General features: G+C 71.2%; 20 protein-coding genes. 11 read left to right on the top strand and 9 right to left on the bottom strand.

All coding sequences use genetic code 11. The annotated features are described in order from the left end of the window. Positions 1 to 10: 10 nt before the first annotated feature. The 4 genes from AB0D12_RS11165 (at position 11) to fxsA (ending at position 4,064) form a co-directional block, all read left to right on the top strand. Positions 11 to 451 carry an Lrp/AsnC family transcriptional regulator gene (locus tag AB0D12_RS11165; RefSeq protein ID WP_327322224.1) on the top strand — a complete coding sequence of 147 codons (441 nt, stop codon included), beginning with the start codon at positions 11 to 13 and terminating at the stop codon, positions 449 to 451. A 9-nt stretch (positions 452 to 460) separates the two neighbouring features. After that, the gene (locus AB0D12_RS11170) at positions 461 to 2,101 is read left to right on the top strand and encodes an amidohydrolase (protein WP_362679582.1); all 1,641 of its coding nucleotides are present in this window, start codon (positions 461 to 463) and stop codon (positions 2,099 to 2,101) included. Positions 2,102 to 2,618: 517 nt separating this feature from the next. Beyond that, positions 2,619 to 3,386, top strand: coding sequence for a polyprenol monophosphomannose synthase (locus AB0D12_RS11175; protein WP_362679585.1), 768 nt, complete (start codon positions 2,619 to 2,621; stop codon positions 3,384 to 3,386). A 99-nt stretch (positions 3,387 to 3,485) separates the two neighbouring features. Then, positions 3,486 to 4,064 carry an FxsA family membrane protein gene (fxsA, locus tag AB0D12_RS11180; protein ID WP_362679588.1) on the top strand — a complete coding sequence of 193 codons (579 nt, stop codon included), beginning with the start codon at positions 3,486 to 3,488 and terminating at the stop codon, positions 4,062 to 4,064. 184 nt (positions 4,065 to 4,248) lie between these two features. On the opposite strand, the gene AB0D12_RS11185 is transcribed toward fxsA, so the two are convergent. The 4 genes from AB0D12_RS11185 to AB0D12_RS11200 form a co-directional block, all read right to left on the bottom strand. Beyond that, entirely contained in the window at positions 4,249 to 4,623 is a 375-nt protein-coding gene (locus tag AB0D12_RS11185; protein ID WP_161311542.1) for an RNA polymerase-binding protein RbpA, read from the bottom strand. A gap of 255 nt (positions 4,624 to 4,878) precedes the next feature. Further along, positions 4,879 to 6,234 (bottom strand): MFS transporter, encoded by a 1,356-nt coding sequence (locus AB0D12_RS11190; RefSeq protein ID WP_362679591.1) that lies wholly within the window; start codon positions 6,232 to 6,234, stop codon positions 4,879 to 4,881. Positions 6,235 to 6,277: 43 nt separating this feature from the next. Beyond that, positions 6,278 to 7,042, bottom strand: coding sequence for a glycerophosphodiester phosphodiesterase family protein (locus tag AB0D12_RS11195; protein ID WP_362679593.1), 765 nt, complete (start codon positions 7,040 to 7,042; stop codon positions 6,278 to 6,280). Then, entirely contained in the window at positions 7,039 to 7,722 is a 684-nt protein-coding gene (locus tag AB0D12_RS11200) for a hypothetical protein (protein ID WP_362679596.1), read from the bottom strand. The genes AB0D12_RS11195 and AB0D12_RS11200 overlap by 4 nt, the downstream gene beginning before the upstream one ends. 64 nt (positions 7,723 to 7,786) lie before the next feature. Here AB0D12_RS11200 and AB0D12_RS11205 point away from each other — a divergent pair, with 64 nt between their 5' ends. After that, positions 7,787 to 9,286, top strand: coding sequence for a PLP-dependent aminotransferase family protein (locus AB0D12_RS11205; RefSeq protein WP_362679599.1), 1,500 nt, complete (start codon positions 7,787 to 7,789; stop codon positions 9,284 to 9,286). A gap of 80 nt (positions 9,287 to 9,366) precedes the next feature. Here the strand turns inward: AB0D12_RS11205 and AB0D12_RS11210 are convergent, their stop codons facing one another. Both AB0D12_RS11210 and AB0D12_RS11215 read right to left on the bottom strand, forming a co-directional pair. Next, positions 9,367 to 10,917 (bottom strand): ATP-binding protein, encoded by a 1,551-nt coding sequence (locus AB0D12_RS11210; protein WP_362679602.1) that lies wholly within the window; start codon positions 10,915 to 10,917, stop codon positions 9,367 to 9,369. 80 nt (positions 10,918 to 10,997) lie between these two features. Continuing rightward, positions 10,998 to 11,192 carry a hypothetical protein gene (locus tag AB0D12_RS11215; protein WP_327322215.1) on the bottom strand — a complete coding sequence of 65 codons (195 nt, stop codon included), beginning with the start codon at positions 11,190 to 11,192 and terminating at the stop codon, positions 10,998 to 11,000. Between the two features lie 296 nt (positions 11,193 to 11,488). Between AB0D12_RS11215 and AB0D12_RS11220 the strand changes: the two genes are divergently transcribed. The 6 genes from AB0D12_RS11220 to AB0D12_RS11245 all read left to right on the top strand — a co-directional run bounded on the left by AB0D12_RS11220 (position 11,489) and on the right by AB0D12_RS11245 (position 20,520). Beyond that, positions 11,489 to 11,881 (top strand): ankyrin repeat domain-containing protein, encoded by a 393-nt coding sequence (locus AB0D12_RS11220; protein ID WP_362679605.1) that lies wholly within the window; start codon positions 11,489 to 11,491, stop codon positions 11,879 to 11,881. Positions 11,882 to 12,137: 256 nt separating this feature from the next. Then, positions 12,138 to 13,556 (top strand): HEAT repeat domain-containing protein, encoded by a 1,419-nt coding sequence (locus AB0D12_RS11225; RefSeq protein WP_362679607.1) that lies wholly within the window; start codon positions 12,138 to 12,140, stop codon positions 13,554 to 13,556. 109 nt (positions 13,557 to 13,665) lie between these two features. Continuing rightward, positions 13,666 to 14,790: a glycosyltransferase family 1 protein gene (locus tag AB0D12_RS11230; protein ID WP_362679610.1), complete on the top strand. Its 1,125-nt coding sequence runs from the start codon at positions 13,666 to 13,668 to the stop codon at positions 14,788 to 14,790. Next, positions 14,787 to 15,947 (top strand): glycosyltransferase, encoded by a 1,161-nt coding sequence (locus AB0D12_RS11235; protein WP_362679613.1) that lies wholly within the window; start codon positions 14,787 to 14,789, stop codon positions 15,945 to 15,947. The genes AB0D12_RS11230 and AB0D12_RS11235 overlap by 4 nt, the downstream gene beginning before the upstream one ends. After that, entirely contained in the window at positions 15,944 to 16,927 is a 984-nt protein-coding gene (locus AB0D12_RS11240; RefSeq protein WP_362679616.1) for an SGNH/GDSL hydrolase family protein, read from the top strand. The genes AB0D12_RS11235 and AB0D12_RS11240 overlap by 4 nt, the downstream gene beginning before the upstream one ends. Then, positions 16,924 to 20,520 (top strand): hydantoinase B/oxoprolinase family protein, encoded by a 3,597-nt coding sequence (locus AB0D12_RS11245; protein ID WP_362679618.1) that lies wholly within the window; start codon positions 16,924 to 16,926, stop codon positions 20,518 to 20,520. Before AB0D12_RS11240 ends, AB0D12_RS11245 begins: the two co-directional genes overlap by 4 nt. A gap of 150 nt (positions 20,521 to 20,670) precedes the next feature. Here AB0D12_RS11245 and AB0D12_RS11250 read toward each other — a convergent pair whose 3' ends face one another. From AB0D12_RS11250 to AB0D12_RS11260, 3 genes are read right to left on the bottom strand one after another with little or no spacing between them, the layout of a single operon-like run. Next, positions 20,671 to 21,537 (bottom strand): biotin-dependent carboxyltransferase family protein, encoded by an 867-nt coding sequence (locus AB0D12_RS11250; RefSeq protein WP_362679621.1) that lies wholly within the window; start codon positions 21,535 to 21,537, stop codon positions 20,671 to 20,673. Continuing rightward, positions 21,534 to 22,163, bottom strand: a complete 630-nt coding sequence (pxpB, locus tag AB0D12_RS11255) for a 5-oxoprolinase subunit PxpB (RefSeq protein WP_362679624.1) — start codon at positions 22,161 to 22,163, stop codon at positions 21,534 to 21,536. Before pxpB ends, AB0D12_RS11250 begins: the two co-directional genes overlap by 4 nt. Continuing rightward, positions 22,160 to 22,924 carry a 5-oxoprolinase subunit PxpA gene (locus tag AB0D12_RS11260; protein WP_362679627.1) on the bottom strand — a complete coding sequence of 255 codons (765 nt, stop codon included), beginning with the start codon at positions 22,922 to 22,924 and terminating at the stop codon, positions 22,160 to 22,162. The genes pxpB and AB0D12_RS11260 overlap by 4 nt, the downstream gene beginning before the upstream one ends. Positions 22,925 to 22,926: the final 2 nt, after the last annotated feature.

Here is a 22,926-nt window from a genome sequence, read left to right on the forward strand (position 1 = left end):
GTTGATCCGCATGGAGGAGCTGGATCGTCAGATCGTGGAATTGCTCGTCACGGACGGGCGGATGAGCTACACCGACCTGGGCAAGGCCACGGGCCTGTCCACATCGGCGGTGCATCAGCGCGTCCGGCGCCTCGAGCAGCGCGGCGTCATCCGCGGCTATGCCGCCGTCGTCGACCCCGAGGCGGTCGGGCTGCCGCTCACCGCCTTCATCTCGGTCAAGCCCTTTGACCCCAGTGCCCCCGACGACATCGCGGAACGCCTCGCCGACGTGCCGGAGATCGAGGCCTGCCACAGCGTCGCGGGCGAGGAGAACTACATCCTCAAGGTGCGCGTCGCGACCCCGCTCGAGCTGGAGCACCTGCTCACCCGCATCCGCTCGCTGTCCGGTGTCTCCACCCGTACGACCGTCGTCCTCTCCACCCCGTACGAGGCACGCCCGCCGCGTATCTAGGCTGTTCCCATGACCGACAGCACCGCCCCCCAGGCCGAACACCGCACCGTGCTGCTGCGCGGTGGAGAAGTCCACAGCCCCGCCGACCCCTTCGCCACCGCGATGGTCGTCGAGCGAGGACATATCGGCTGGGTGGGCTCGGAAGGCGCCGCCGACGCCTTCGCCGCCGGAGTCGACGAGGTGATCGACCTGGAAGGGGCTCTGGTCACTCCGGCGTTCACCGACGCACACGTACACACCACGGCGACCGGCCTCGCCCTCACCGGCCTCGACCTGTCCGGCGCCCGCACCCTGGTCGAAGCGCTCGATCTGGTACGGGAGCACAGCGCCGCACACTCCGCCGAGAAGGTCCTCCTCGGTCACGGCTGGGACGCCACGCGCTGGCCCGAGCAGCGTCCGCCGTCCCGCACCGAACTCGACCGGGCGGCCGGCGGCCGCCCTCTCTATCTGCCCCGGATCGACGTCCACTCGGCCGTGGTCACCACCGCCCTGCTCGACCTTGTCCCCGGCATCACCGATCTCGCCGGGTACCACCCGGACGCGCCGCTGACCGCCGCCGCCCACCACGCCGTACGCGCCGCCGCCCACGCCGCGATCACCCCCGCCCAGCGCGCCGCCGCCCAGCGCGCCGCACTCGCCAGGGCCGGCTCGCTCGGCATCGGCACCGTCCACGAATGCGCCGGCCCCGACATCTCCGACGAGGACGACTTCACCTCCCTGCTGAAGCTGGCCGAGGCGGAGCCGGGCCCGCGCGTCGTCGGCTACTGGGCCGAACAGGTCGCGAGCGCAAAGGACGCACAGCGCATCCGCGAACTCGGCGCCATCGGCGCGGCCGGTGACCTCTTCGTCGACGGTTCCCTCGGCTCGCACACCGCCTGCCTGCACGCCCCGTACGCCGACGCCCCGCACACCGGCGCCGCCCACCTCGACACCGCGGCCGTCGCCGCCCATGTCGCCGCCTGCACCGAAGCCGGGCTCCAGGCCGGTTTCCACGCCATCGGCGATGCCGCCCTCACCGCTGTCACCGACGGCGTCAGGGCCGCCGCCGACACGCTCGGCCTCGCCCGCGTACGCGCAGCCCGCCACCGTGTCGAACACGCCGAGATGCTCACACCCGAAACCATCGCCGCCTTCGCCGAATTCGGCCTCACCGCCTCCGTCCAGCCCGCCTTCGACGCGGCCTGGGGCGGCTCGGAGGGCATGTACGCCCAGCGCCTCGGCGCCGAGCGGGCCCGCACCCTCAATCCGTATGCCGCACTGCTGCGCGCCGGAGTGCCCCTCGCCTTCGGCTCGGACAGTCCCGTGACCCCGCTGGACCCCTGGGGCACCGTCCGGGCCGCTGCCTTCCACCGCACGCCCGAACACCGGGTCTCCGCCCGTGCCGCCTTCACCGCCCACACACGCGGGGGCTGGCGCGCCATCGGCCGCGACGACGCCGGTGTCCTGGTTCCCGGCGCGCCTGCCGACTACGCCGTCTGGCGCACCGAGGAACTCGTCGTCCAGGCCCCCGACGACCGCGTCGCCCGCTGGTCCACCGACCCGCGCTCCGGCACCCCGGGCCTGCCCGATCTCACCCCCGGCACCGAACTGCCCCGCTGCCTGCGGACGGTGGTCTTCGGACAAACGGTCTATGAGAGGCTGAACGAGTGACGTGCGGACATTTCGTACCGCCGATCGATGCCCGCCGCGCTCCGGCGCGACCTGCGCATCTTCCGCGCTGACCTGGTGATTTGGGCAAGGATCGCAGATCAGGGGAGTATTGACAGCGAGCGCCCACCGGCCGGTAGGTTCGGCCGAGTCCACCACGGGACGTCCGACCGGCAGACCTTCACGCAGTCGTCGAACGCCGCTGGGTCATGGGGTGGTGCGTCGCACCGGCGCACTGCCACTGGGAGCCAGGTTCAGCGCCCGCGCCTCGGGGGCGAGGGAAGGTCTCAGCCGGCCGGCAGGTGTGACCCGGGTGGGGCCCGGCGTTCAGTAGACAACGGCTCTCGGTAGATCCGCAGCCAGCGGGTCCCAGGTCGGCCCGAAGGACGCCGGGCCCCGATCCGCAGCCCCTTGTCACACTTCCGCGCCGAAGACACGACTCCCCAGGTCCGTGCCGCCGCAGCGGCGCGGCGAGCGCTCGCTATGGTGGGGCTCTGCGTACGGACATTAAGGGGCAGTAGTGAACGACGGCGGTCAGCGGCGGTACGGCCCGCTCGGCAGAGCCTTGGTGATCATCCCGACCTACAACGAGGCCGAGAACATCAAGCCGATCGTCTCCCGGGTGCGCGCTGCCGTGCCCGAGGCGGACATCCTCGTCGCCGACGACAACAGCCCCGACGGCACCGGCAAATTCGCCGATGAACTCGCGGCCCACGACGACAAGGTGCATGTGCTGCACCGCAAGGGCAAGGAAGGCCTCGGCGCCGCCTACCTGGCGGGCTTCGCCTGGGGCATCGAGCACGGCTACGGCGTACTCGTCGAAATGGACGCCGACGGCTCCCACCAGCCCGAGGAGCTGCCCCGGCTGCTCACCGCCCTCAAGGGCGCCGACCTGGTCCTCGGCTCGCGCTGGGTCCCCGGCGGCCGCGTGGTCAACTGGCCGAAGCACCGTCAGTTCATCTCGCGCGGCGGCAGCACGTACTCCCGGCTGCTCCTCGGCCTGCCGCTCCGTGACATCACTGGCGGCTTCCGGGCCTTTCGCAAGGAGACCCTCGAAGGGCTCGGCCTCGCGGACGTCGCCTCGCAGGGCTACTGCTTCCAGGTCGACCTCGCTCGACGGGCCGTCGCCGCCGGCTACCACGTTGTCGAGGTCCCGATCACCTTCGTGGAGCGCGAGGTCGGCGACTCGAAGATGAGCCGCGACATCCTTGTCGAGGCGCTGTGGCGGGTCACCGCCTGGGGCGTCGGCGACCGGGCGAATCGTCTCCTCGGCCGCAAGTCCTCCTGAACCGCCTCCCGGTGTCCTCCCGCCCTCTCGCGTCAGCCGGGCGATCTTCCTGATCACACCCTTACGCCGCTTCGGCGGGCGTCCAGGCACACTGGGGGCATGACGACCGGCACTCCGCCCCCGACAGCCCCCAAGCGCTCGCGCGCCCGCAATCTCGTGCCGCTCGGCATCGCCGCCTGGCTGGTGCTCGAGATCTGGCTGCTGACCCTGGTGGCCGGAGCGGCCGGCGGACTCACCGTCCTTGCCCTGCTCGTCGGCGGCGCCATCGTCGGCGCCGTCGTCATCAAGCGGGCCGGCCGGCGGGCCTTCCGCAATCTGACCGAGATCCTCCAGCAGGCGCAGGCCGGCAACAGCCCGGCGCCCGGGACCGGCAGCACCGGCAATGGGTTCCTGATGCTCGGTGGCCTTCTTCTGATGCTGCCGGGTCTGATCTCCGACGTGGCGGGCCTGCTGCTCCTGCTGCAGCCCGTCCGCTCGGCGCTCGGGCGGTACACGGAGCGCTCCCTGGAGCACCGGATGCGCGTCGCCGCCCCCGGCAGCCTGGGCGATGCCTTCCAGCAGGCCCGCATCCACCGCCCGGACGGCAAAGTCGTTCAGGGTGAGGTCATCCGGCAGGACGCCACGCAGCCCTCGCGGGGCTACGAGGACGACGGCCCGAGGCCCCCGCTGACCCCCTGACCCGGCCGTCCCTCCCCCACGGCCGGGCCGTCCCTTTTTACGAGGGGGCACGCAGGCGCGTCCCGAGAGGGACGCGAGCGCATCCAGGGCACAGCAGAGCCGCGGGCCGCGTCACACATTCGGTGTGACACGGCCCGCGGCTCTTGATCTTGCGTGGTGCTTGTAGTGCGGTGTTGTTACGGGGTCAGGCGGACTTCCGGCTGTCCCGCGGATGCACAGCGATGTTCATGGCGCCGGAGCGCAGGACGGCCAGCCTCTCGGCCAGCACCTCCTCCAGCTCCTCGCGGGTGCGCCGCTCCATGAGCATGTCCCAGTGCGTTCGCGCCGGCTTGCCCTTCTTCTCCTCGGGGCCGTCGCCGTCCACCAGGAGTGCCTGGGCGCCACACGCCTTGCACTCCCACTCCGGCGGAATGTCCGCCTCAACGGAGAACGGCATCTCAAATCGATGGCCGTTCTCACATGCGTACTCCACCGCCTGGCGCGGGGCCAGATCGATGCCGCGGTCCGTCTCGTAGCTGGTCACCACGAGTCGCGTACCGCGGAGAGCTCGCTCACTCATGAATCGTGCCTCCCGGGCTTGTCGCCCACAGGACAGGTGTCGCTGTCGTCGTCATCCGGTCAACGTCCGGTCGGCGGTAAAGATTCCCGTTCCGGGTCATGCGTCGCCCGTCGTGCCGCCCCTTGTTGTACCCACCAGTGCCCGTTTTGTCACATCTGACAGAAAGTGTCACCCAGTGAATTCACTTCTTCAGCACGCAGTAACGGTCCATCTGGCAGGCCAAAGGCGTACACTACCGGCCTTTCACTTCAACGTCTAAATCCGTTCCGGCACAGGGTTGCCCGCGGCCGCCACGGCACGCCTCACCGGTACCCGCGCCAGCAGCACGAATCCCAGCGCGAAGAAGACCACCAAAGAGATGATCGCGTCCCGATAACTGCCGGTCAGCTGGTACGCAAGCCCGAACACCAGCGGCCCCAGCCAGCTCAGCCCGCGGTCGCTCATCTCATAGGCCGAGAAATACTCGGCCTCCTTGCCGCGCGGAACCAGATGTGAGAACAACGACCGCGACAACGCCTGGCTCCCGCCCAGAACCAGCCCGATCGCCCCAGCGAGACCGAAGAACCACACCGGCGCCCCGGCCGGCAGGAAGTACCCCGCCGCCAGAATCAGCGTCCAGACCCCCAGTGAACCCAGAATCGTCCGCTTGGCCCCATGTGTCCTGGCCAGCCGTCCCATGCCCAGCGCACCCGCCACCGCGAGCACCTGCACCAGCAGCACTGCCGTGATCAACGTCGTCTGATCAAGACCCAGCTCCTCCGACCCGTAGATCGAAGCCTGCGAGATGACCGTCTGCACGCCGTCGTTGTAGATCAGATAGGCCAGCAGGAACGACAACGTCAACGGATGCCGGCGCATGTCCCGCAGCGTGGCCATCAACTGCCGCCACCCCGAACCGACCGCCCCCTCGCCACTCGGCGCCAGCCGCCGGTCCCGCAGCCGCCGCAGCGGCACCAGTGTGAAGGCGCCCCACCACAGCCCCGCCGACGCCAGACAGATCCGCACCGCCTCGGACTCCGAAAGCCCGAACGTCTCGTGACCCGAGTACACGACCAGATTCAGCATCAGTACCAGCGCGCCCGACGTGTAGCCGAACGCCCAGCCGCGCGACGACACCGCATCACGCTCGTCCGGCGCTGCGATCTGCGGCAGATACGCGTTGTACAACACCATCGACACCGACAGTGACGCATTGGCGACGATCAGTAGAAACGCGCCCAGCAGATACCTGTCGCCGTCCAGGAAGAACATCCCCGCCGTCGCGGTCGCACCCACATATGCCGCCACCGCCAACAGCGGCTTCTTCCGGCCCGTACGGTCCGCCGCCGCGCCCGCCAGCGGCATCAGCAGCACCGCCACCACCATCGACAGGGACACCGAGTACGCGAAAACGGAGCCCGCCCGCACCGGCACACCCAGCGGATGCACAAAACCCTCGGCGTCCGCCGCGGTTTTCGCCACCGACGTCAGATACGGCCCCAGGAAGACCGTCAGCACACTCGTCGAATAGACCGAGCACGCGAAGTCATAGAAATACCAGCCGCGTTGCTCGCGTCTGCGCTCACTCGCCCCGGTCGTCCCGGTTGTCCGGTCCGCGGTGTCGGCCGTCATCCCGCGCCCCCTCGCTCGTCCCGTAGTGCAGACGCGCGGGGTCTCAGACCCAGACCCCCCGGTCGGTCAGTACCGTGCGCAACGTCTCCAGATGATCGGTCATGATGCCATCCACGCCGAGATCCAGGAGCGCCGCCATCCGATCCGCCTCATTCACCGTCCAGACATGCACCTGCAGACCCCGATCGTGCGCCGCCCGCACAAAACGCCGGTCCACCACCCGGATGCCGCCCTGCGACTCCGGGACCTGAGCACACACCGCACCCGCCCGCAGCGCCGCCGGAATCCCGTACGAACGCAGCCGTAGGCCCACCACGCCCCGCACTCCGTACGACGTCGCCAGCTGCGGCCCCGCAAGACGCATCGCCCTGGCCACCCGGCCCTCCGAGAAGGAACCGACACACACCCGGTCCCAGGCACCCGCCCTGCGAATCAGATCCACCAGCGGAACCAGTGCCGGTTCCGCTTTGACGTCCACATTCCAGCGCGCTCGAGGGAACTCCTCCAGCAGCTCCTCGAACAGCGCCAACGGCTCCCGGCCCGCCACCCTCGCCTGCCGCACCTCGCTCCACGGCAGCGCCGCTATCCGGCCACGCGCATCCGTCACCCGGTCCAGCGTCGCGTCATGAAAGGCGACCAGCTGCCCGTCCGCGGTGGTGTGCACATCGGTCTCGAAATAGCGGTAGCCGGCATCGGCGGCCCGCCGGAAAGCGGCCGCGGTGTTCTCTATCCCGTCGGCCGCCCCGCCGCGATGGGCGAAGGCGAGTACCGACGGATGGTCCAGGTAAGGGTGGCGTACGCGAGTCACTGCCGCAGTATCGCCTGCTTCGGTGTCGCGCCGGCGACCACCGTGCTGCCACCGTCCCGCTCCGAGATGGCGAAGACACGCAGGAACAACTGCGCCAGCGGCCCGATGGCCAACGCATACGCGACCGTGCCGACACCCACCGAGCCGCCCAGCACAGAGCCGGTCGCCACCACAGCCAGTTCGATCGCCGTACGGACCAGCCGGATCGAACGCCCCGTGAGCCGATGCAGCCCCGTCATCAGACCGTCCCGCGGACCCGGCCCGAACCGCGCCGAGAGGTACAGGCCCGTTGCCACCCCATTGAGCACGATGCCCCCGGCCATCACCGGAATCTGCGCCCCGAGCCCGGACACATCCGGCACCAGCGCCAGTGTGCCGTCCATCGCGATTCCGATCACGAAGACATTCGAAACAGTGCCAAGACCCGGCCGCTGCCTGATCGGAATCCACAGCAGCAGAACGGCCGCGCCGACGATGATCGACACCACGCCGATCGTCAGTCCCGTGCGCTCGGCCAGACCCTGATGAAGCACACCCCACGGCTCGAGCCCCAGCCCGCCGCGCACAAGGAGCGCCGAACTCACGCCGTACAGCGCCAGACCGATGTACAGATACAGCAGCCTGCGGGTGAGATGCGCGGACACGATGGCGCCCCCTCTGGTGGTTGTGGACTGACGCATGACACTCTGTGGCTACGGAACAGACGGCAACCATGGCCAATTCGAGGAAGGTGGACTGACTTCCATGACGCAGTGGACCTCAGCGGTAGGCGCGGCTCAGCTCGCCAGGCAGCTCACCTCCCAGCAATCCCGCCCGGCCGGACCAGGCACCCGTAAGCCCCCCGCCTACCGCGCACTCGCCGACGGCATCCGGCTCCTCGTCCTCGAAGGCCGCGTCCCTGTCGCCGCCCGGCTCCCAGCCGAACGCGAACTCGCCCTCGCCCTCTCCGTCAGCCGCACCACCGTCGCGGCGGCCTACGAAGCGCTGCGCGCCGAAGGCTTCCTCGAGTCCCGCAGGGGAGCGGGCAGCTGGACCGCCGTACCCGCCGGGAACCCACTGCCCGCCCGCGGACTGGAACCCCTGCCGCCGGAATCGCTCGGCTCGATGATCGACCTCGGCTGCGCCGCCCTGCCCGCGCCCGAACCCTGGCTCACCCGAGCCGTCCAGGGAGCGCTCGAAGAGCTGCCCCCATACGCACACACCCACGGCGACTACCCGGCCGGCCTGCCCGCCCTGCGCCAGATGCTCGCCGACCGCTACACCCGGCGCGGCATCCCCACGATGCCCGAGCAGATCATGGTCACCACCGGCGCGATGGGCGCCATCGACGCCATCTGCCACCTCTTCGCGGGGCGCGGCGAACGCATCGCCGTCGAATCCCCCTCCTACGCCAACATCCTCCAGCTGATGCGCGAGGCCGGGGCCCGCCTCGTGCCGGTGGCCATGGCCGAAGGGCTGACCGGCTGGGACCTGTCCCGGTGGCGGCAGGTATTGCGCGACGCGGCGCCCCGGCTCGCCTACGTCGTCGCCGACTTCCACAACCCCACCGGTGCACTTGCCGACGAGGACCAGCGGCGCCGCCTCGTGGACGCCGCACGCTCGGCCGGCACCGTCCTGGTCGTCGACGAGACCATGTCCGAGCTGCACCTGGACGACGACATCGACATGCCGCGGCCCGTCTGCGCCTTCGACCCGGCGGGCAGCACGGTCCTCACCGTCGGCTCGGCCAGCAAGGCCTTCTGGGCCGGCATGCGGATCGGATGGGTGCGCGCGGCACCCGACGTGATCCGCTCCCTGGTCGCGGCACGCGCATACGCCGACCTGGGCACGCCGGTGCTGGAACAGCTCGCGGTCAACTGGCTGATGCAGACCGGGGGCTGGGAGGAAGCCGTGTCCATTCGGCGTACCCAGGCACGCGAGAACCGCGACGCGCTGGTCGCGGCGGTCCGCCGGGAGCTGCCGGACTGGGAGTTCGATGTGCCGAGCGGTGGGCTGACGCTCTGGGTGCGCACCGGAGGGCTGTCGGGATCCCGGCTCGCCGAGGTCGGTGAGCGCGTGGGGGTGCGGGTGCCTTCGGGGCCGCGATTCGGTGTCGACGGGGCCTTCGAGGGCTACGTACGGCTGCCGTTCACGGTCGGCGGGGCGGTCGCGGACGAGGCGGCGGCGCGGCTGGCGGCGGCGGCGCGGCTCGTCGAGACGGGCGCGAGCACCGGCACGGAGGCGCCACGGACGTTTGTTGCCTGACGGATTCCGGAATCCGTCAGCTGTCAGTTGTGGTCCTTTGCATCGTCAGGCGAAAACTGTCATTGGTCGGTCGATGAACATCAGCCCTCGGCCGGTACGGGATCCGGGGCCGCCGCCTCGACTCGCTCCAGCCTCTCCGGCAGCAGGTCCAGCACAGCCTGCCGGTGTGCCTCGCTCGTCGTTTCGTCGTACGGGTCCGGGGTCGCCGGCACCTGCAGCCTGAGCACCGAACCCGTACCGAGCCGTGCGTAGCCCCGGCCGGACGGCACTTCGGTCGTCGGCGTGGTGTGCGGCTCCACGCCGAGCACGGACTCCACCTGCTCGAAGACGGCAGGACCCAGCACCACTCGGGCACGCGTATGCGTCCGTACGGCCTCGGTGAGCGCGTCCAGGCTGTCGAACTGCTCGGCCACGACCACCGTCACGTGGGCCGCCCGGCCATGACGCAGTGGTACCTGCAGTAGCTGCTGCGGATCGGTGTGCCCGTCGGCCGCCGCCAGATGGCCGAGGATGCTCGGGCGGTCCAGCAGGATCCACAAGGGCCGCTTGGTGTCCTCGGGTGCGGGGTGCCCGGCCTGCCGGGCCCGGTTGGCGGCGATCAGCCTGCGCTCGGTCTCGTGCGCCGCCCACTCCAGGGCCGCCAGCGCCCCGGCCAGCCCGCACTCCACAGCCAGTACGCCTGTCCGCCCCGTCAGACAGGCGTACTCACCGGTGCCGCTGCCCTCGATGATCAGTACGTCTCCGTGCTGCAGGGCCTGCAGAGCGATCGAGCGCAGCAGCGTGGTGGCGCCGCTGCCGGGCTCGCCGACGACCAGCAGATGCGGCTCCGTCGAACGCGGACCCGTACGCCAGACGACCGGCGGCGCGTCCCTGGTCTCCACGCCTGCCGTCACCGGCACGGTGCGCTGCACCGCGTCGGCGTCGGTGAAGCCCAGCACGGTTTCGCCGGGGACGGTGACGAAACGCTGGGCGGCGATGGAGGTGGGCAGTGCGGGGAGCACGCTCATCACGAGGTGGTTGCCCTCCTCGTCCCAGCTGAAGAGATACTCGCGGCCGCGTCCGGACTTGGCATGCAGCAGCTTCTCGATCCGGGCCCGGGACTCGGACTCGCCGTCGGTGAAGTAGGCGGGGTACTTCACCGACAGCCGGGTGAGGCGTCCGTTGCCGTCGAATGCGTAGCCGCTGAAGGCCTTGCTCCACTCGCCGCCGTGGGCGAACAGCGGAGCCGGGTCCTCGGCGACGGAGAAGTACGGCACGAGCGCCTCATAGAGGGCCTGGAGCCGCCCGGTCTCCGCTTCGTCAGGGCCGGTCCTCACCGGCGTACGCACCCGGCCCTTCCAGGCGGCCGCGGCCATCACCGAGATCAGGGCGAGCAGTGGCCCGTACGGGATGAGCACGACCACCAGGCCGCAGCCCACGATCAGGAACAGCGCGGGACCACGCCGTTCCTTGGGGGTGGCGGCCCACCTGCGGGCTGCCGTGGCGGCCAGCTGCCGCAGACCACGGGCGATCGTGATCAGCGGATGAAGGACGTCCGTGGCGCTGTCGGCGGCTGTGCGCGCGATCTCGCGGCTCCGGGCGAGCTGTGCGCTGCCGCTGCTGAGAATGCGGGGGAGTGGGCGCCGGGCCACATCGGTCTCCTGAAGGTGCTGATGGTTCTGATGGTTCTGATGGTTCTGGAGGTGCTGGAGGTGCTGAGCGGGGCGGGGCGTCAGAATTTGATCCCGCCCAGGAGACTGGCGAGGCTCGCTGTGCCGGCCTTGACGCTGGGCGCGATGGCGGTGCCCGCCAGGAAGAAGCCGAAGAGCGCGCACGTGAATCCGTGGGACGTCTTGAGCCCGTCCTTCCTGACGAAGAGGAAGACGACGATTCCGAGCAGCACGACACCTGAGCATGAAAGGATCATGAGAGTTCTCCTGGTCGAGGGACAGTCACCATGAGTTCTCCCATGCTCACAGGAAGTACTCATGTGATAAAAGGTGCAAATGGGTGAAATGTCCCGTATTTCACTGCACTGGAGGACGTCGGAGAACCGTTCGGGGGGCACACTGCTCGGTTGCGCGGCACAGTGCCTCGCATGCGGTGATCCTTGCCTCCGGCGGGCCGCGTCATGTCGCTGCGCGGGCAGTACCCTGTCGATTCACTCGTACGGCCGCTCTTGCCGTGCGCCCCAGGTCAACGCGGTGAAAGGCGGTCCGTCCGATGAGCGAAGCCCCGGATCCCGAGGTGATCGAGCTCGCGACCAAGGTCTTCGATCTGGCCCGTCAGGGAGAGGCCGAGGCGCTCGCCGCGTACATCGACGCCGGCGTCCCGGCGAACCTCACCAACGACCGCGGTGACACCCTCGTCATGCTGGCCGCCTACCACGGGCACGCCTCCGCGGTGGAGGCGCTCATCGCCCGCGGCGCGGAGCCGGACCGGGCCAACGACCGCGGCCAGACGCCGCTCGCCGGAGCCGTCTTCAAGGGCGAGGATGCCGTCATCCGCGCCCTGCTGGCCGGCGGAGCAGATCCGGAAGCCGGAACTCCATCCGCGATGGATACCGCGCGGATGTTTGGGAAGACAGACCTCTTGGAGCTGTTCGGCGGCCATTGAGCGGCTGCCGAGGGGCCGTTGGGAAGCCGCTGAGAGGGACGCCGTAAATGTGGTCGCGGTGGCGAAATGGGTGGGTCATCATGACGTCGGGCCCTACCCCGGACTTCATCCGGGAGTTCCCCTGGGGCCACAGACGAGAGGCAGACAAAGATGGTCTACACCAAGCGGAAGACGACGGGCGCTCCTACATGTTGCTGCGCGGCCTAGGCATCTCCACCCCCCGGTTGCGTCGACAGCTTGATGTGAGGCTTTCCCCATGTTCGATCCAGTCATAGCGCCGAGCGGTACGCTGCTCGGCCTGCTGCAGAGAGGCCGCGGTGACGGCACGCTGCACGCGCTCGCCGCGCCGCGCGCCGAAGCGCTCGCGGCCCTCAACCACTGCGTACTGAGCGATCCCCGCCACGACTGGCAGGTCGAGAACCGCTCGCTGTACTACGCACGCCTCTACCTGGATCTCCACGGCAGTCTCGAGGAGATCGAGCGGCACCTCTGGGACACCGACGACCACCTCGACACCGACGAGGCCAGGACCGGCCTCGCGCTCGCGGTGCTCGGGCACCTCGCCTCGTACGGCAGGGGCGACGCCCTCGCCCTGCTGCGCAGATACGCCGCGAGCGGAGCCAACTGGGCCTGGGCCCTCGACGAGCTCGCCCTGCGCGACAACGACTCGGGTCTGCGGGCGCTGGCCACTTCGGTTCTCGCCCGTTTCCCGGCCACTCCGGAGGGTGACGCCGAACTTGCCGTCGCCGTACGGGACGCCTTCGAACCGCGTCCGTGGCGGCTGTGGGCGGAGGACCAGCGGGACGCCGTCGGCACCCGCGTGCGGGCAGCACAGGAGGCAGGCTCCTTCGACCGCTGGCAGCGCCAGATGCGGCCCACCGGGCCCCGGCCCGGATGGAGCGTCCAGGCAGTCTTCGACTGGGCCGAGCAGGGCCTGGAGCGCGGCAGCGCCCTCCATGTGCCCGCCGCCCGCTGCCTGTCCGCCGTCGCCGGACCCGACGACCGGCTGCTCATCGTCGAAGCCGCACGTCAGGGACCCGACGGCGCGCGCTGTGCCGCCCTGCACTATCTCGCCGAATCGCGGGACCCGGTCGTCCTCGATCTGATCGAGGCCGCGACGCTCAGCGGCTCTCGTGCCGTCGCCGACGCCGCTGTCTCCGCATTCGAGCGGATGTGCGGCGACGAGGCTGTTGACCGGGCGCGCGGCTGGGTGCACCGGCCCGACGCGCTCGGAGCGTCAGCGGCGGGTGTGCTCGCCTGCCGAGGCAGCGCCAAGGACGCCAAGCTGGTACTGGGCGCCCTGCGCGAGACCGTACGCGCCGACGGTCCTGACGCACTGCCGCTGTGGACACTCGTCGACGGGGCGGGACGGCTCGGTATCGCCTGCGCCGCACCCGTACTGCGCCATGTGTACCGGGAGACCGCTTCTTCCCAGCTCCGCGGGCGCGCGGCCCGCGCGCTCGCCGCCACCGACTCCTCCTTCCCCACCGGATTCGCCGTCGAATGTCTGTGGGACTGCGAGGAGACCACGAGAGAAGTGGCCGCGCTGCACGCCGAGACCGGCGATGTGCGGGTCGCCGAGCGACTGCGCAGGCTGGCCGCGGACCCGGCAGAGGAGGCCGAGGTACAGACCGCGGTACGGAGCAGAATCGGCCCGGATATGCCCGCCGTGTGACTGTCTGCCCCGTGATGACGGGGCCGCTGTCACAAACGCTCATGGGACGTTTCACGGGCGGAAAGATCCACGTTGGCCGCTCCACCCCGAGCACGACGACAACACGGGTATGCGTGTCGTCATCGTCACCGAATCCTTCCCGCCCGACGTCAATGGTGTGGCGCACTGCGCCCTGCAGACCGCCCGGCATCTCGCCGCACGCGGTCATGACCCGCTCGTCATAGCCCCGGCAGTCGCCGGGGCCGACAGCTCCGAATCGAACGCGCCCTGCCCCGTGGTGCGCGTCCCCTCCCTGCCGCTGCCCGGATACCCGCAGGTGCGGGTGGCTCTGCCGAGCCGCCGGGTGGCGGCGGCCATCACCGCCCACCGGGCCGACCTCGTCCACCTCGCCAGCCCCTTCGTACTCGGCGTGCGCGGCATGGCGGCCGCGGCGCGGCTGGGCCTGCCGGCCGTCGCCGTCTACCAGACCGACCTGGCGGGCTACGCCCGTACCTATGTCGGCGCGGGAGAGGGCGCCGCCTGGCGGCGCATCCGTGCCGTGCACAGCGCCGCGGACCGCACACTCGCGCCGTCCACCGCCGCCCTCCGCGATCTGGAGGGACACGGCGTCGAGCGGGTCCGGCTGTGGCCGCGCGGCGTCGACACCGCACGATTCCGGCCGGAGCTGCGGGACGAGGAGCTACGGCGCAGCCTCGCCCCCAACGGTGAACTGATCGTCGGCTATGTCGGCCGGCTCGCTCCCGAGAAGCATGTCGAGCTCCTCGCCGGCGTCTGCGGTATGCCGGGTGTACGGGTCGTGGTCGTCGGCGACGGGCCCAGCGAGCCATCGCTGCACGGCGAGCTGCCCGGGGCCGTCTTCCTCGGCCGCAGGACCGGCGACGAACTCGCCCGGATCTTCGCCTCGCTCGACGTCTTCGCACACACCGGTCCGTACGAGACCTTCTGCCAGACCGTGCAGGAGGCCATGGCGAGCGGGATACCGGTCATCGCGCCCGCCGCCGGCGGGCCGCTCGATCTGGTCGGCCACGGCCGTACCGGGCTGCTGGTGGAACCGCGGAACGTGGACGCGGTACGGACCGCGGTCGCGACCCTGGTGGCCGACGCCGGGCTGCGTGCCGCGTACGGCCACGCGGGACGGGCCGCCGTCGAGGGCAGGACCTGGGCCGTCATCGGGGACCTGCTGCTCGACCACTACGCCGAGGTGCTGGGCGCGCGTACGGCGGTGGCGGCATGAGCGCGCTGCGCATCGTACGGCTGGCGAATTTCGTCACCCCGTCCTCCGGCGGCCTGCGCACCGCGCTCGGCGAGCTCGGCAAGGGCTATCTCGCCGCCGGGCACGAGCCTGTGCTGATCGTTCCCGGCGATCTGGAGAGCGATCGGCTCACCCCGCAGGGCCGGGTGATCACCCTGCCGGGACCAGAGCTTCCCGGCACCGGCGGTTACCGGGTGCTGGCCGGCCGGCGGCGGCTGCGGCAGGTCCTGGAAACCATCGAGCCCGACCGGCTCGAGGTCTCCGACCGCACGACGCTTCGGTGGACGGGGGAGTGGGCGCGGCGCAACCGCGTCCCCTCGGTGATGGTCTCGCACGAGACGGCCGACGGGGTGCTGAGGACCTGGGGGCTGTCGGAGGGAGCCGCCGGGCGCACCGCGGACCGGCTCAACCGCCGTACCGCATGGGCGTATTCGCGGATCGTGTGCACGACGGAGTGGGCGGAGCGGGAATTCGTCCGCATCGGGGCGCGCAATGTGGTGCGCGCCCCGCTCGGCGTGGACCTGCTGCGCTGCCGGCCGGGCAGGCGCAGCACGGTCCTGCGCGCGAAGTACGCCGCCGGGGCCGAGGTGCTTCTGCTGCTCTGCTCCCGGCTGTCGGTGGAGAAGCGCCCGGGAATGGCCCTGGACGCACTCGCCGAGCTGCGGAAGCGGGGCGTACGGGCCGCGCTGGTGGTCGCGGGCGACGGTCCGCTGCGGACCGCGCTGGCGCGCCGGGCCCGTGCGGAACGGCTGCCCGCGGTCTTCCTCGGCCATGTCGGCGACCGCGAAACGGTGTCCGACCTGCAGGCTGCGGCGGACCTCTGCCTGGCGCCGGGGCCCGCGGAGACGTTCGGCCTGTCGGCTCTGGAAGCGCTGGCCTGCGGCACCCCGGTGATCGCGAGCGCGTCGTCGGCGCTGCCGGAGGTCATCGGGGACGCGGGAGCGGCTGCCACGGACACTCCGGAAGACTTCGCGGATGCCGTACAGGGGCTGCTGTCCCGCACGGAAGCCGACCGCCGCGCGGCGGCCAGGGCGCGGGCCGAACTCTTCGACTGGCAACGATCGGTGTCGGCGTTCCTGTCGGCACACGACGCCCCGCCGGTACGTGAGCGGGCACGCGGAGAGGGCGTGGCGGCATGACGGCCGGCCCGGGCACCGCGGTCGTGGACGAGCCGGTTCCGGAGAACACCGCCGCGAGCGCCCACGACGCCCCGGGCGCTTCCGGGCTCGATGCGGTCGCCTCGGTCGCCTCCGGGCCCCCGCGTGCCCCCCGCTTCGTCGCGCTCGGGGACTCGCTCACCGAAGGCGTCGGGGATCGCGTCGGCGACAGCTGGCGGGGGTGGGCCGCTCTGCTCGCCGGCGGGCTCTCCGACGCCGGCGCGCCCGCCCACTTCCGTAACCTCGCCGTCAGCGGTGCCCTCACTCAGGACGTCGCCGAGCGCCAGGCGCCCGAGGCACTCGCGTACGAACCCGACATCGCCTCCGTCGTCGTCGGGGTCAACGACACCCTGCGCTGCACCTTCGACATCGAGGACCTCACCCTGCGGCTGGACGAGGTCTGCGCGGCGCTCTCGGCGCGCGGCACCGTACTGCTGACCGCCTGTCTGCCCGACCCCGGCACCATGCTCGGGCTGCCCGTGCCGCTCGCGCGCCCCCTTGCCAGACGCCAGCGGGCGGTCAACGCCGTCGTCCACGGCCTGTCCGCCCGTTACGGCGCCGTACATCTGCATGTCGCCGACGGCTCCTGGGTCGCCGACCGGTCCATGTGGAGCGCGGACCGGTTGCATCCGGGCGAGCGCGGGCACCGGATGATCGCGGCGCGCTTCCATGAACTGCTGGCCGCGCGCGGGCTCGCGCACGGCGCCGCGCCCGGAAGCGAGCCCGATCAGCCCTCGCCGACCCGCTGCGCGTCGCTCTTCTGGCTCGCCACGGCCGGTACCGGATGGGTGGCGCGCCGGTGCACCGATCTGCTGCCGCAGCTGCTGCGGATGGCCGGCGCGGAGGTACGGCACTGGGCGCGTGGCACGAGCGCACGCCTGGACCACAGCGCCGAGCATGCGCTCTCCTCCGCGCTGGCTGCCGTGTCACTGGACGTTCCCCTTGCCAGAATGGGGGAATGAGCGGGCCCTGGGAGTTCTGGATCGACCGTGGCGGCACCTTCACCGACATCGTGGGCCGACGCCCGGACGGACGGCTCGTGACCCGCAAACTGCTCTCGCACAACCCGGAGCGGTACCGGGACGCGGCCGTCGCCGGGATCAGGCTGCTCCTCGGCGTCGGCCCGGACGAGCCCGTCCCGGCCGACCGGGTCGCCTGCGTGAAGATGGGCACGACCGTCGCCACCAACGCGCTGCTCGAGCGCCGCGGCGAGCCGACCGTCCTCGTCATCACCGAGGGATTCCGGGACGCGCTGCGTATCGCCTACCAGAACCGGCCCCGGCTCTTCGACCGCCGGATCCTGCTGCCGGAGGCGGTGTACGAGCGCGTCATCGAGGTACCCGAACGCGTTGACGCGCACGGCGAGGTCGTGCGGCCGCTCGAAATGGCCGCCGTCACGGAGCAGTTGAACGCCGCCCGGAGTGAAGGCTTCCACAGCGCGGCCGTCGTGCTGATGCACGGTTACCGCCACCCCGGTCACGAAACCCGTATCGCCGAGGAGGCCCGTACGCTCGGCTTCACCCAGGTCAGCTGCTCCCACGAGGTCAGCCCGCTGATCAAGCTGGTGCCGCGCGGTGACACGACCGTCGTGGACGCCTACCTCTCGCCGATCCTGCGGCGGTACGTCGACGAGGTCGCCGGCGAACTCGACGGCATCCGCCTGATGTTCATGCAGTCCAACGGCGGGCTGCGCGAGGCCGCGCACTTCCGCGGCAAGGACGCCGTGCTGTCCGGCCCGGCCGGTGGCGTCGTCGGCATGGCCCGTACCGCCGAACAGGCCGGATTCGGGCGGGTCATCGGCTTCGACATGGGCGGCACCTCCACCGATGTGTCGCATTTCGCGGGCGAGTTCGAGAGGGAGCTCGGCACCCAGGTCGCCGGTGTACGCATGCGCGCGCCGATGATGAACATCCACACCGTCGCGGCGGGCGGCGGCTCCGTACTCCATTTCGACGGCCGCCGCTACCGCGTGGGCCCGGACTCCGCGGGTGCCGTGCCAGGTCCCGCCTGCTATCGCCGCGGCGGCCCGCTGACCGTCACCGACGCCAATGTGATGCTCGGCCGCGTCCAGCCCGGCCACTTTCCCGCGGTCTTCGGCCCCGACGGCGACCAGCCGCTGGACGCCGACACGGTGCGCGAGCGCTTCGCCGAACTCGCCGAGGAGGTACGCAAGGAGAGCGGCAAAGACCGCACTCCCGAGGAGGTCGCGGCCGGCTTCCTGGAGATCGCCGTCCTCAATATGGCGAACGCGGTCAAGAAGATCTCCGTACAGCGCGGACACGACATCACCCGCTACGCACTCACTTCCTTCGGCGGCGCGGGCGGCCAGCACGCCTGTGCGGTCGCCGACGCACTCGGTGTCAACACGGTGATCGTGCCGCCGCTGGCCGGGGTGCTCTCCGCGTACGGCATCGGGCTCGCCGACGCGACCGCCATGCGTGAGCAGTCCGTCGAGGCGGAGCTGGACGAGGGGGCCCTCGGGCGCGTGCGCACCCTCTGCGACGATCTCGCCGCGCGCACCCGCGCCGAGCTGCGCGCCGATGCCGTCCCTGACGCCGCGATCACGACGCACGCGCGCGTGCTGCTCCGATACGCCGGAACGGACGCCGGCCTGCCCGTGCCGCTGGACACCGTCGCCGCGATGAAGGAGGACTTCGAGACGACCCACCGTGCCCGCTACGCGTTCACCATGGACAAGCCGCTCGTCGTGGAGGCGGTCTCCGTCGAGGCGGTGGGAACGGCGGGAGAACACGGCGAGTACGTCGTCGAAGGGACCGCGGGAGAGGAGAGGTTCGCGGCGCGCGCCACGGTGCGGATGTTCGTGGACGGCGCGCGGCGGGACACCCCGCTGTACCGGCGCGGAGACCTGCGGCCCGGTGACGCCGTCGAAGGCCCCGCGATCATCGCCGAGGCCGACGCCACCACAGTCGTCGACCCCGGGTGGCGGGCGGCAGCGGGCGACGGCGGGCACCTGCTGCTGACGCGGGTACGGCCACGTCCCGGCAGAGTCGCGGTCGGCACCGATGTCGACCCCGTCCTCCTGGAGGTCTTCAACAATCTCTTCATGGCGATCGCCGAGCAGATGGGCGTACGTCTGGAGAACACCGCACACTCCGTCAACATCAAGGAGCGGCTCGACTTCTCCTGCGCCCTCTTCGACGCGGACGGCAACCTGATCGCGAACGCACCCCACATCCCCGTCCACCTCGGCTCCATGGGCGAGTCCATCAAGGAGGTACTGCGCCGGAACGAGGGCGCGCTGCGGCCGGGCGATGTGTACGCGATCAACGACCCGTACCACGGCGGCACCCATCTGCCCGATGTGACGGTCGTGACGCCGGTGTTCGAAGGGGAGGAGCTGCGGTTCCTGGTCGCCTCACGCGGCCATCACGCCGAGATCGGCGGCATCACGCCCGGTTCCATGCCCGCATTCAGCCGCACCGTGGAGGAAGAGGGCGTGCTCTTCGACAACTGGCTGCTCGTACGGGACGGGCGGCTGCGTGAGGCCGAGACGCGGGAGCTGCTGACCACCGCCAGGTACCCGTCCCGCGCGCCCGACACCAACCTCGCCGACCTGCGCGCCCAGATCGCCGCCAACGAGAAGGGCATCGTCGAACTGCGCCGTATGACCGACCAGTTCGGGCTCGACGTCGTCCAGGCCTATATGCAGCATGTGCGGGACAACGCGGAGGAGTCCGTGCGCCGAATCGTTGCGGGTCTGGCCGACGGCGAGTACCGCTACGAGACGGACGGCGGGGCCATCATTCAGGTGGCCCTGCGCGTGGACCGGCAGCAGCGCAGCGCGGTCCTCGACTTCACCGGCACCTCGCCGCAGCAGCCCGGGAACTTCAACGCGCCCAAGTCGGTGGTGATGGCGGCGGTGCTGTACGTGTTCCGGACCCTGGTCGCCGACGACATCCCGCTCAACAGCGGCTGTCTGGAGCCGCTCGAGGTACGGGTGCCGGAAGGGTCGATGCTCGCGCCGGTCCACCCCGCGGCGACCGTCGCAGGCAATGTGGAGACCTCGCAGGCCGTCACCGGCGCGCTGTACGCCGCGCTCGGTGTGCAGGCGGAGGGGTCGGGCACGATGAACAACCTGACCTTCGGCAACGACCGTGTGCAGTACTACGAGACGGTCGCCAGCGGCTCGGGCGCGGGGGACGGCTTCGACGGGGCCGACGCCGTACAGACCCATATGACCAACTCCCGCCTCACCGATCCCGAAGTGCTGGAGTGGCGCTATCCGGTGCGCGTGGACGCCTTTGCCGTACGGGAAGGCAGCGGTGGCCGCGGCCGCTGGAGCGGCGGCCGCGGAGTCGTCCGCAGAATCCGTTTCCTCGAGCCGATGACGGTGGCGCTGCTCACGGGGCACCGCCGCATCCCGCCGTACGGCATGGCGGGCGGCGGGCCGGGCGCGCTGGGCAGCAACCATGTCGAGCGGGCCGACGGCAGCGTGACGCGGTTGGAAGGCGTCGACGCGGTGGATGTCGGCCCGGGGGACGTGCTGGTGATGAGCACACCGGGGGGCGGGGGGTACGGTGCTCCGTCGCCGTAGCGGGGGCTCCGCCCCCGGACCCCCGCGGTTCAATCGCCGGCGAGGCTGAGCTTTCCAGCCCCGCCGGCGATTGAGGACACGGCCGAAGTCCGTACCGGGGACGATCCGCCGCACAAGGTCCAGGGCCACCCCCTCGCGGTCAGCGAACCATTAGCGAACTGGGACGAAACGCACACGAACGCCCGGCACCGCCTGGGCCGCCGCAGCGAGATCCCGTTTGTCGACGACCGCCACCACCGGATAGCCGCCGGTGGTGGGATGGTCGGCGAGAAAGACCACCGGGCGGCCGTCCGGCGGCACTTGCACGGCCCCCAGCACCATGCCCTCGCTGGGGAGTTCACCCGTCACCGCCCGCTCCAGCGAAGGCCCCTCGGTACGCAGCCCGATGCGATTGCTCGCCGACGACACCCGGTACGCACCACGGGCCAGCGTGCGCAGGGCCGCGTCCGTGAACCAGTCGGCGCGCGGCCCGAGCCGCACCCGCAGCACCAGCTCGGCCGGTGGGGCGGGCCACGGCACGCCGCCGTCGACCCGCGCCGGCGGACCGGCCGGCTTGCCGAGCGGCAGTACGGCGCCGTCCGTGAGCGGTGCGGGACCGAGGCCGGAGAGCAGATCGGTGGAGCGGCTGCCCAGCACCGGATCGACCGCGATCCCGCCGGCGAAGGCCACATAGGTGCGTACGCCGCGCAGCGCCGGGCCGGTCTCCAGCACCGAGCCCGCGGCTACCCGCACCGGCGCCCCCCACGCCACCGGCCGCCGGTCGACCGTGACCTGGCAGTGTGCGCCGCCGACGGCCACGGTCACCGCGCAACGCGGCCGCACCGCACACCCGTTGAGGGTGGTCTCCAGGACCGCGGCACTCTCCGCATTGCCCACCAGCCGGTTGACGAGGCGGCCGGAGTACGGATCGAGCGCACCGGAGCGTGGCACTCCGAGGTGGGCGTGCCCGGGTCGCCCCAGGTCCTGCACGGTGGTCAGCGCCCCGGCTCGTACGACCGCGAAGGCCCTGTCGGTCATCGGCGGCTCCCGGCGCGCTCCGGCACGAACCGCACCCGCGTCCCCGGCGAGAGCAGCGCGGCGGGCTCCCGCGCCGGGTCCCACAGCACCGTGTCCGTCGTCCCGATCAACTGCCAGCCGCCGGGAGAGGAGCGCGGATACACACCGGTGTACGGCCCGGCCAGCGCGACTGCCCCGGCCGGTACGGAGGTGCGCGGGGTGGCTCTGCGCGGTACCGCGTACGGCTGCGGAAGCCCGGTCAGATAGCCGAAGCCGGGTGCGAACCCGCAGAAGGCGACCCGGAATTCGGCCGCCGAGTGGATGTCCGCGACGTCCTCCTCAGCCACCTGCCACAGCGCCGCGACATCCGCCAGATCGGGCCCGTCGTAGCGGACGGGTATCTCGATCCCGTCCTGCACGCGCGCGTGGAGCGCCGGAATCTCCCACTCCGCGAGCTCGCGCGCGAAGCTGCCCGGCTCGTCGAGCCCGTCGAGCAGCACGGTCCGGGCCGCGGGCACGATCTCCCGGATCGCCGGAAGGGTGCCGGCGGCGCGGCGGCGCAGCAGTTCGGCATGGAGCGCCCCGGCCTCGTCCCCGTCGTTCAGCTCGACGAGGAGCGCCCGGTCGCCGACCGGCAGGGCCCTCATACGAAAGCCTCCACACGGACGCCCACGGTTTCCAGTTGCCGCCGCACCCGGCGGGCGAGAGCGACGGCCCCCTCGGTGTCGCCGTGCAGACAGAGCGAGCGGGCACGTACCGATACCGACTGTCCGCACCGCGAGGTGACCACGCCGAACCTGGCCATGCTGACGGACCGTTCGACGACCGCGGCCGGATCGCTGAGGACCGCACCGTCCTGTCCACGCGGCACCAGCGTGCCCTCCGCGGTGTACGCGCGGTCGGCGAACGCCTCGGAGACGGCGGGCAGTCCGGCCTTCTCCGCCATGGTGTGCAGTTTCGAGCCGGGAAGTCCGAGCAGCGGCAGGCGCTCGCCGGACAGCAGCACGCCTTCGACGACGGCTGCTGCCTGCTCCTCGTCGTGCACGACACGGTTGTAGAGAGCGCCATGCGGTTTGACGTACGAGACGCGGGACCCGGCAGCCTTGGCGAAGATCTCCAACGCCCCTATCTGGTACGCGATCTCGGCGGCCAGCTCGTCCGGCGGGACGTCCATGGAGCGCCGTCCGAAGCCGGCCAGATCGCGGTACGAGACCTGGGCGCCGATCCGCACCGAGCGGTCGGCGGCGAGTTCGCAGACGCGCCGCATGGTGACCGCGTCCCCGGCGTGGAAGCCGCAGGCGACATTGGCGCTGGTGACGACGGACAGCAGCTGTTCGTCGTCGGTCAGCCGCCAGCGGCCGAAGCCCTCGCCGAGGTCGGCGTTGAGATCGATCGACGCCCAGGTCATGT

Source organism: Streptomyces sp. NPDC048479 (assembly GCF_040651435.1).
In the GTDB taxonomy this organism is placed as follows: Bacteria; Actinomycetota; Actinomycetes; order Streptomycetales; family Streptomycetaceae; genus Streptomyces.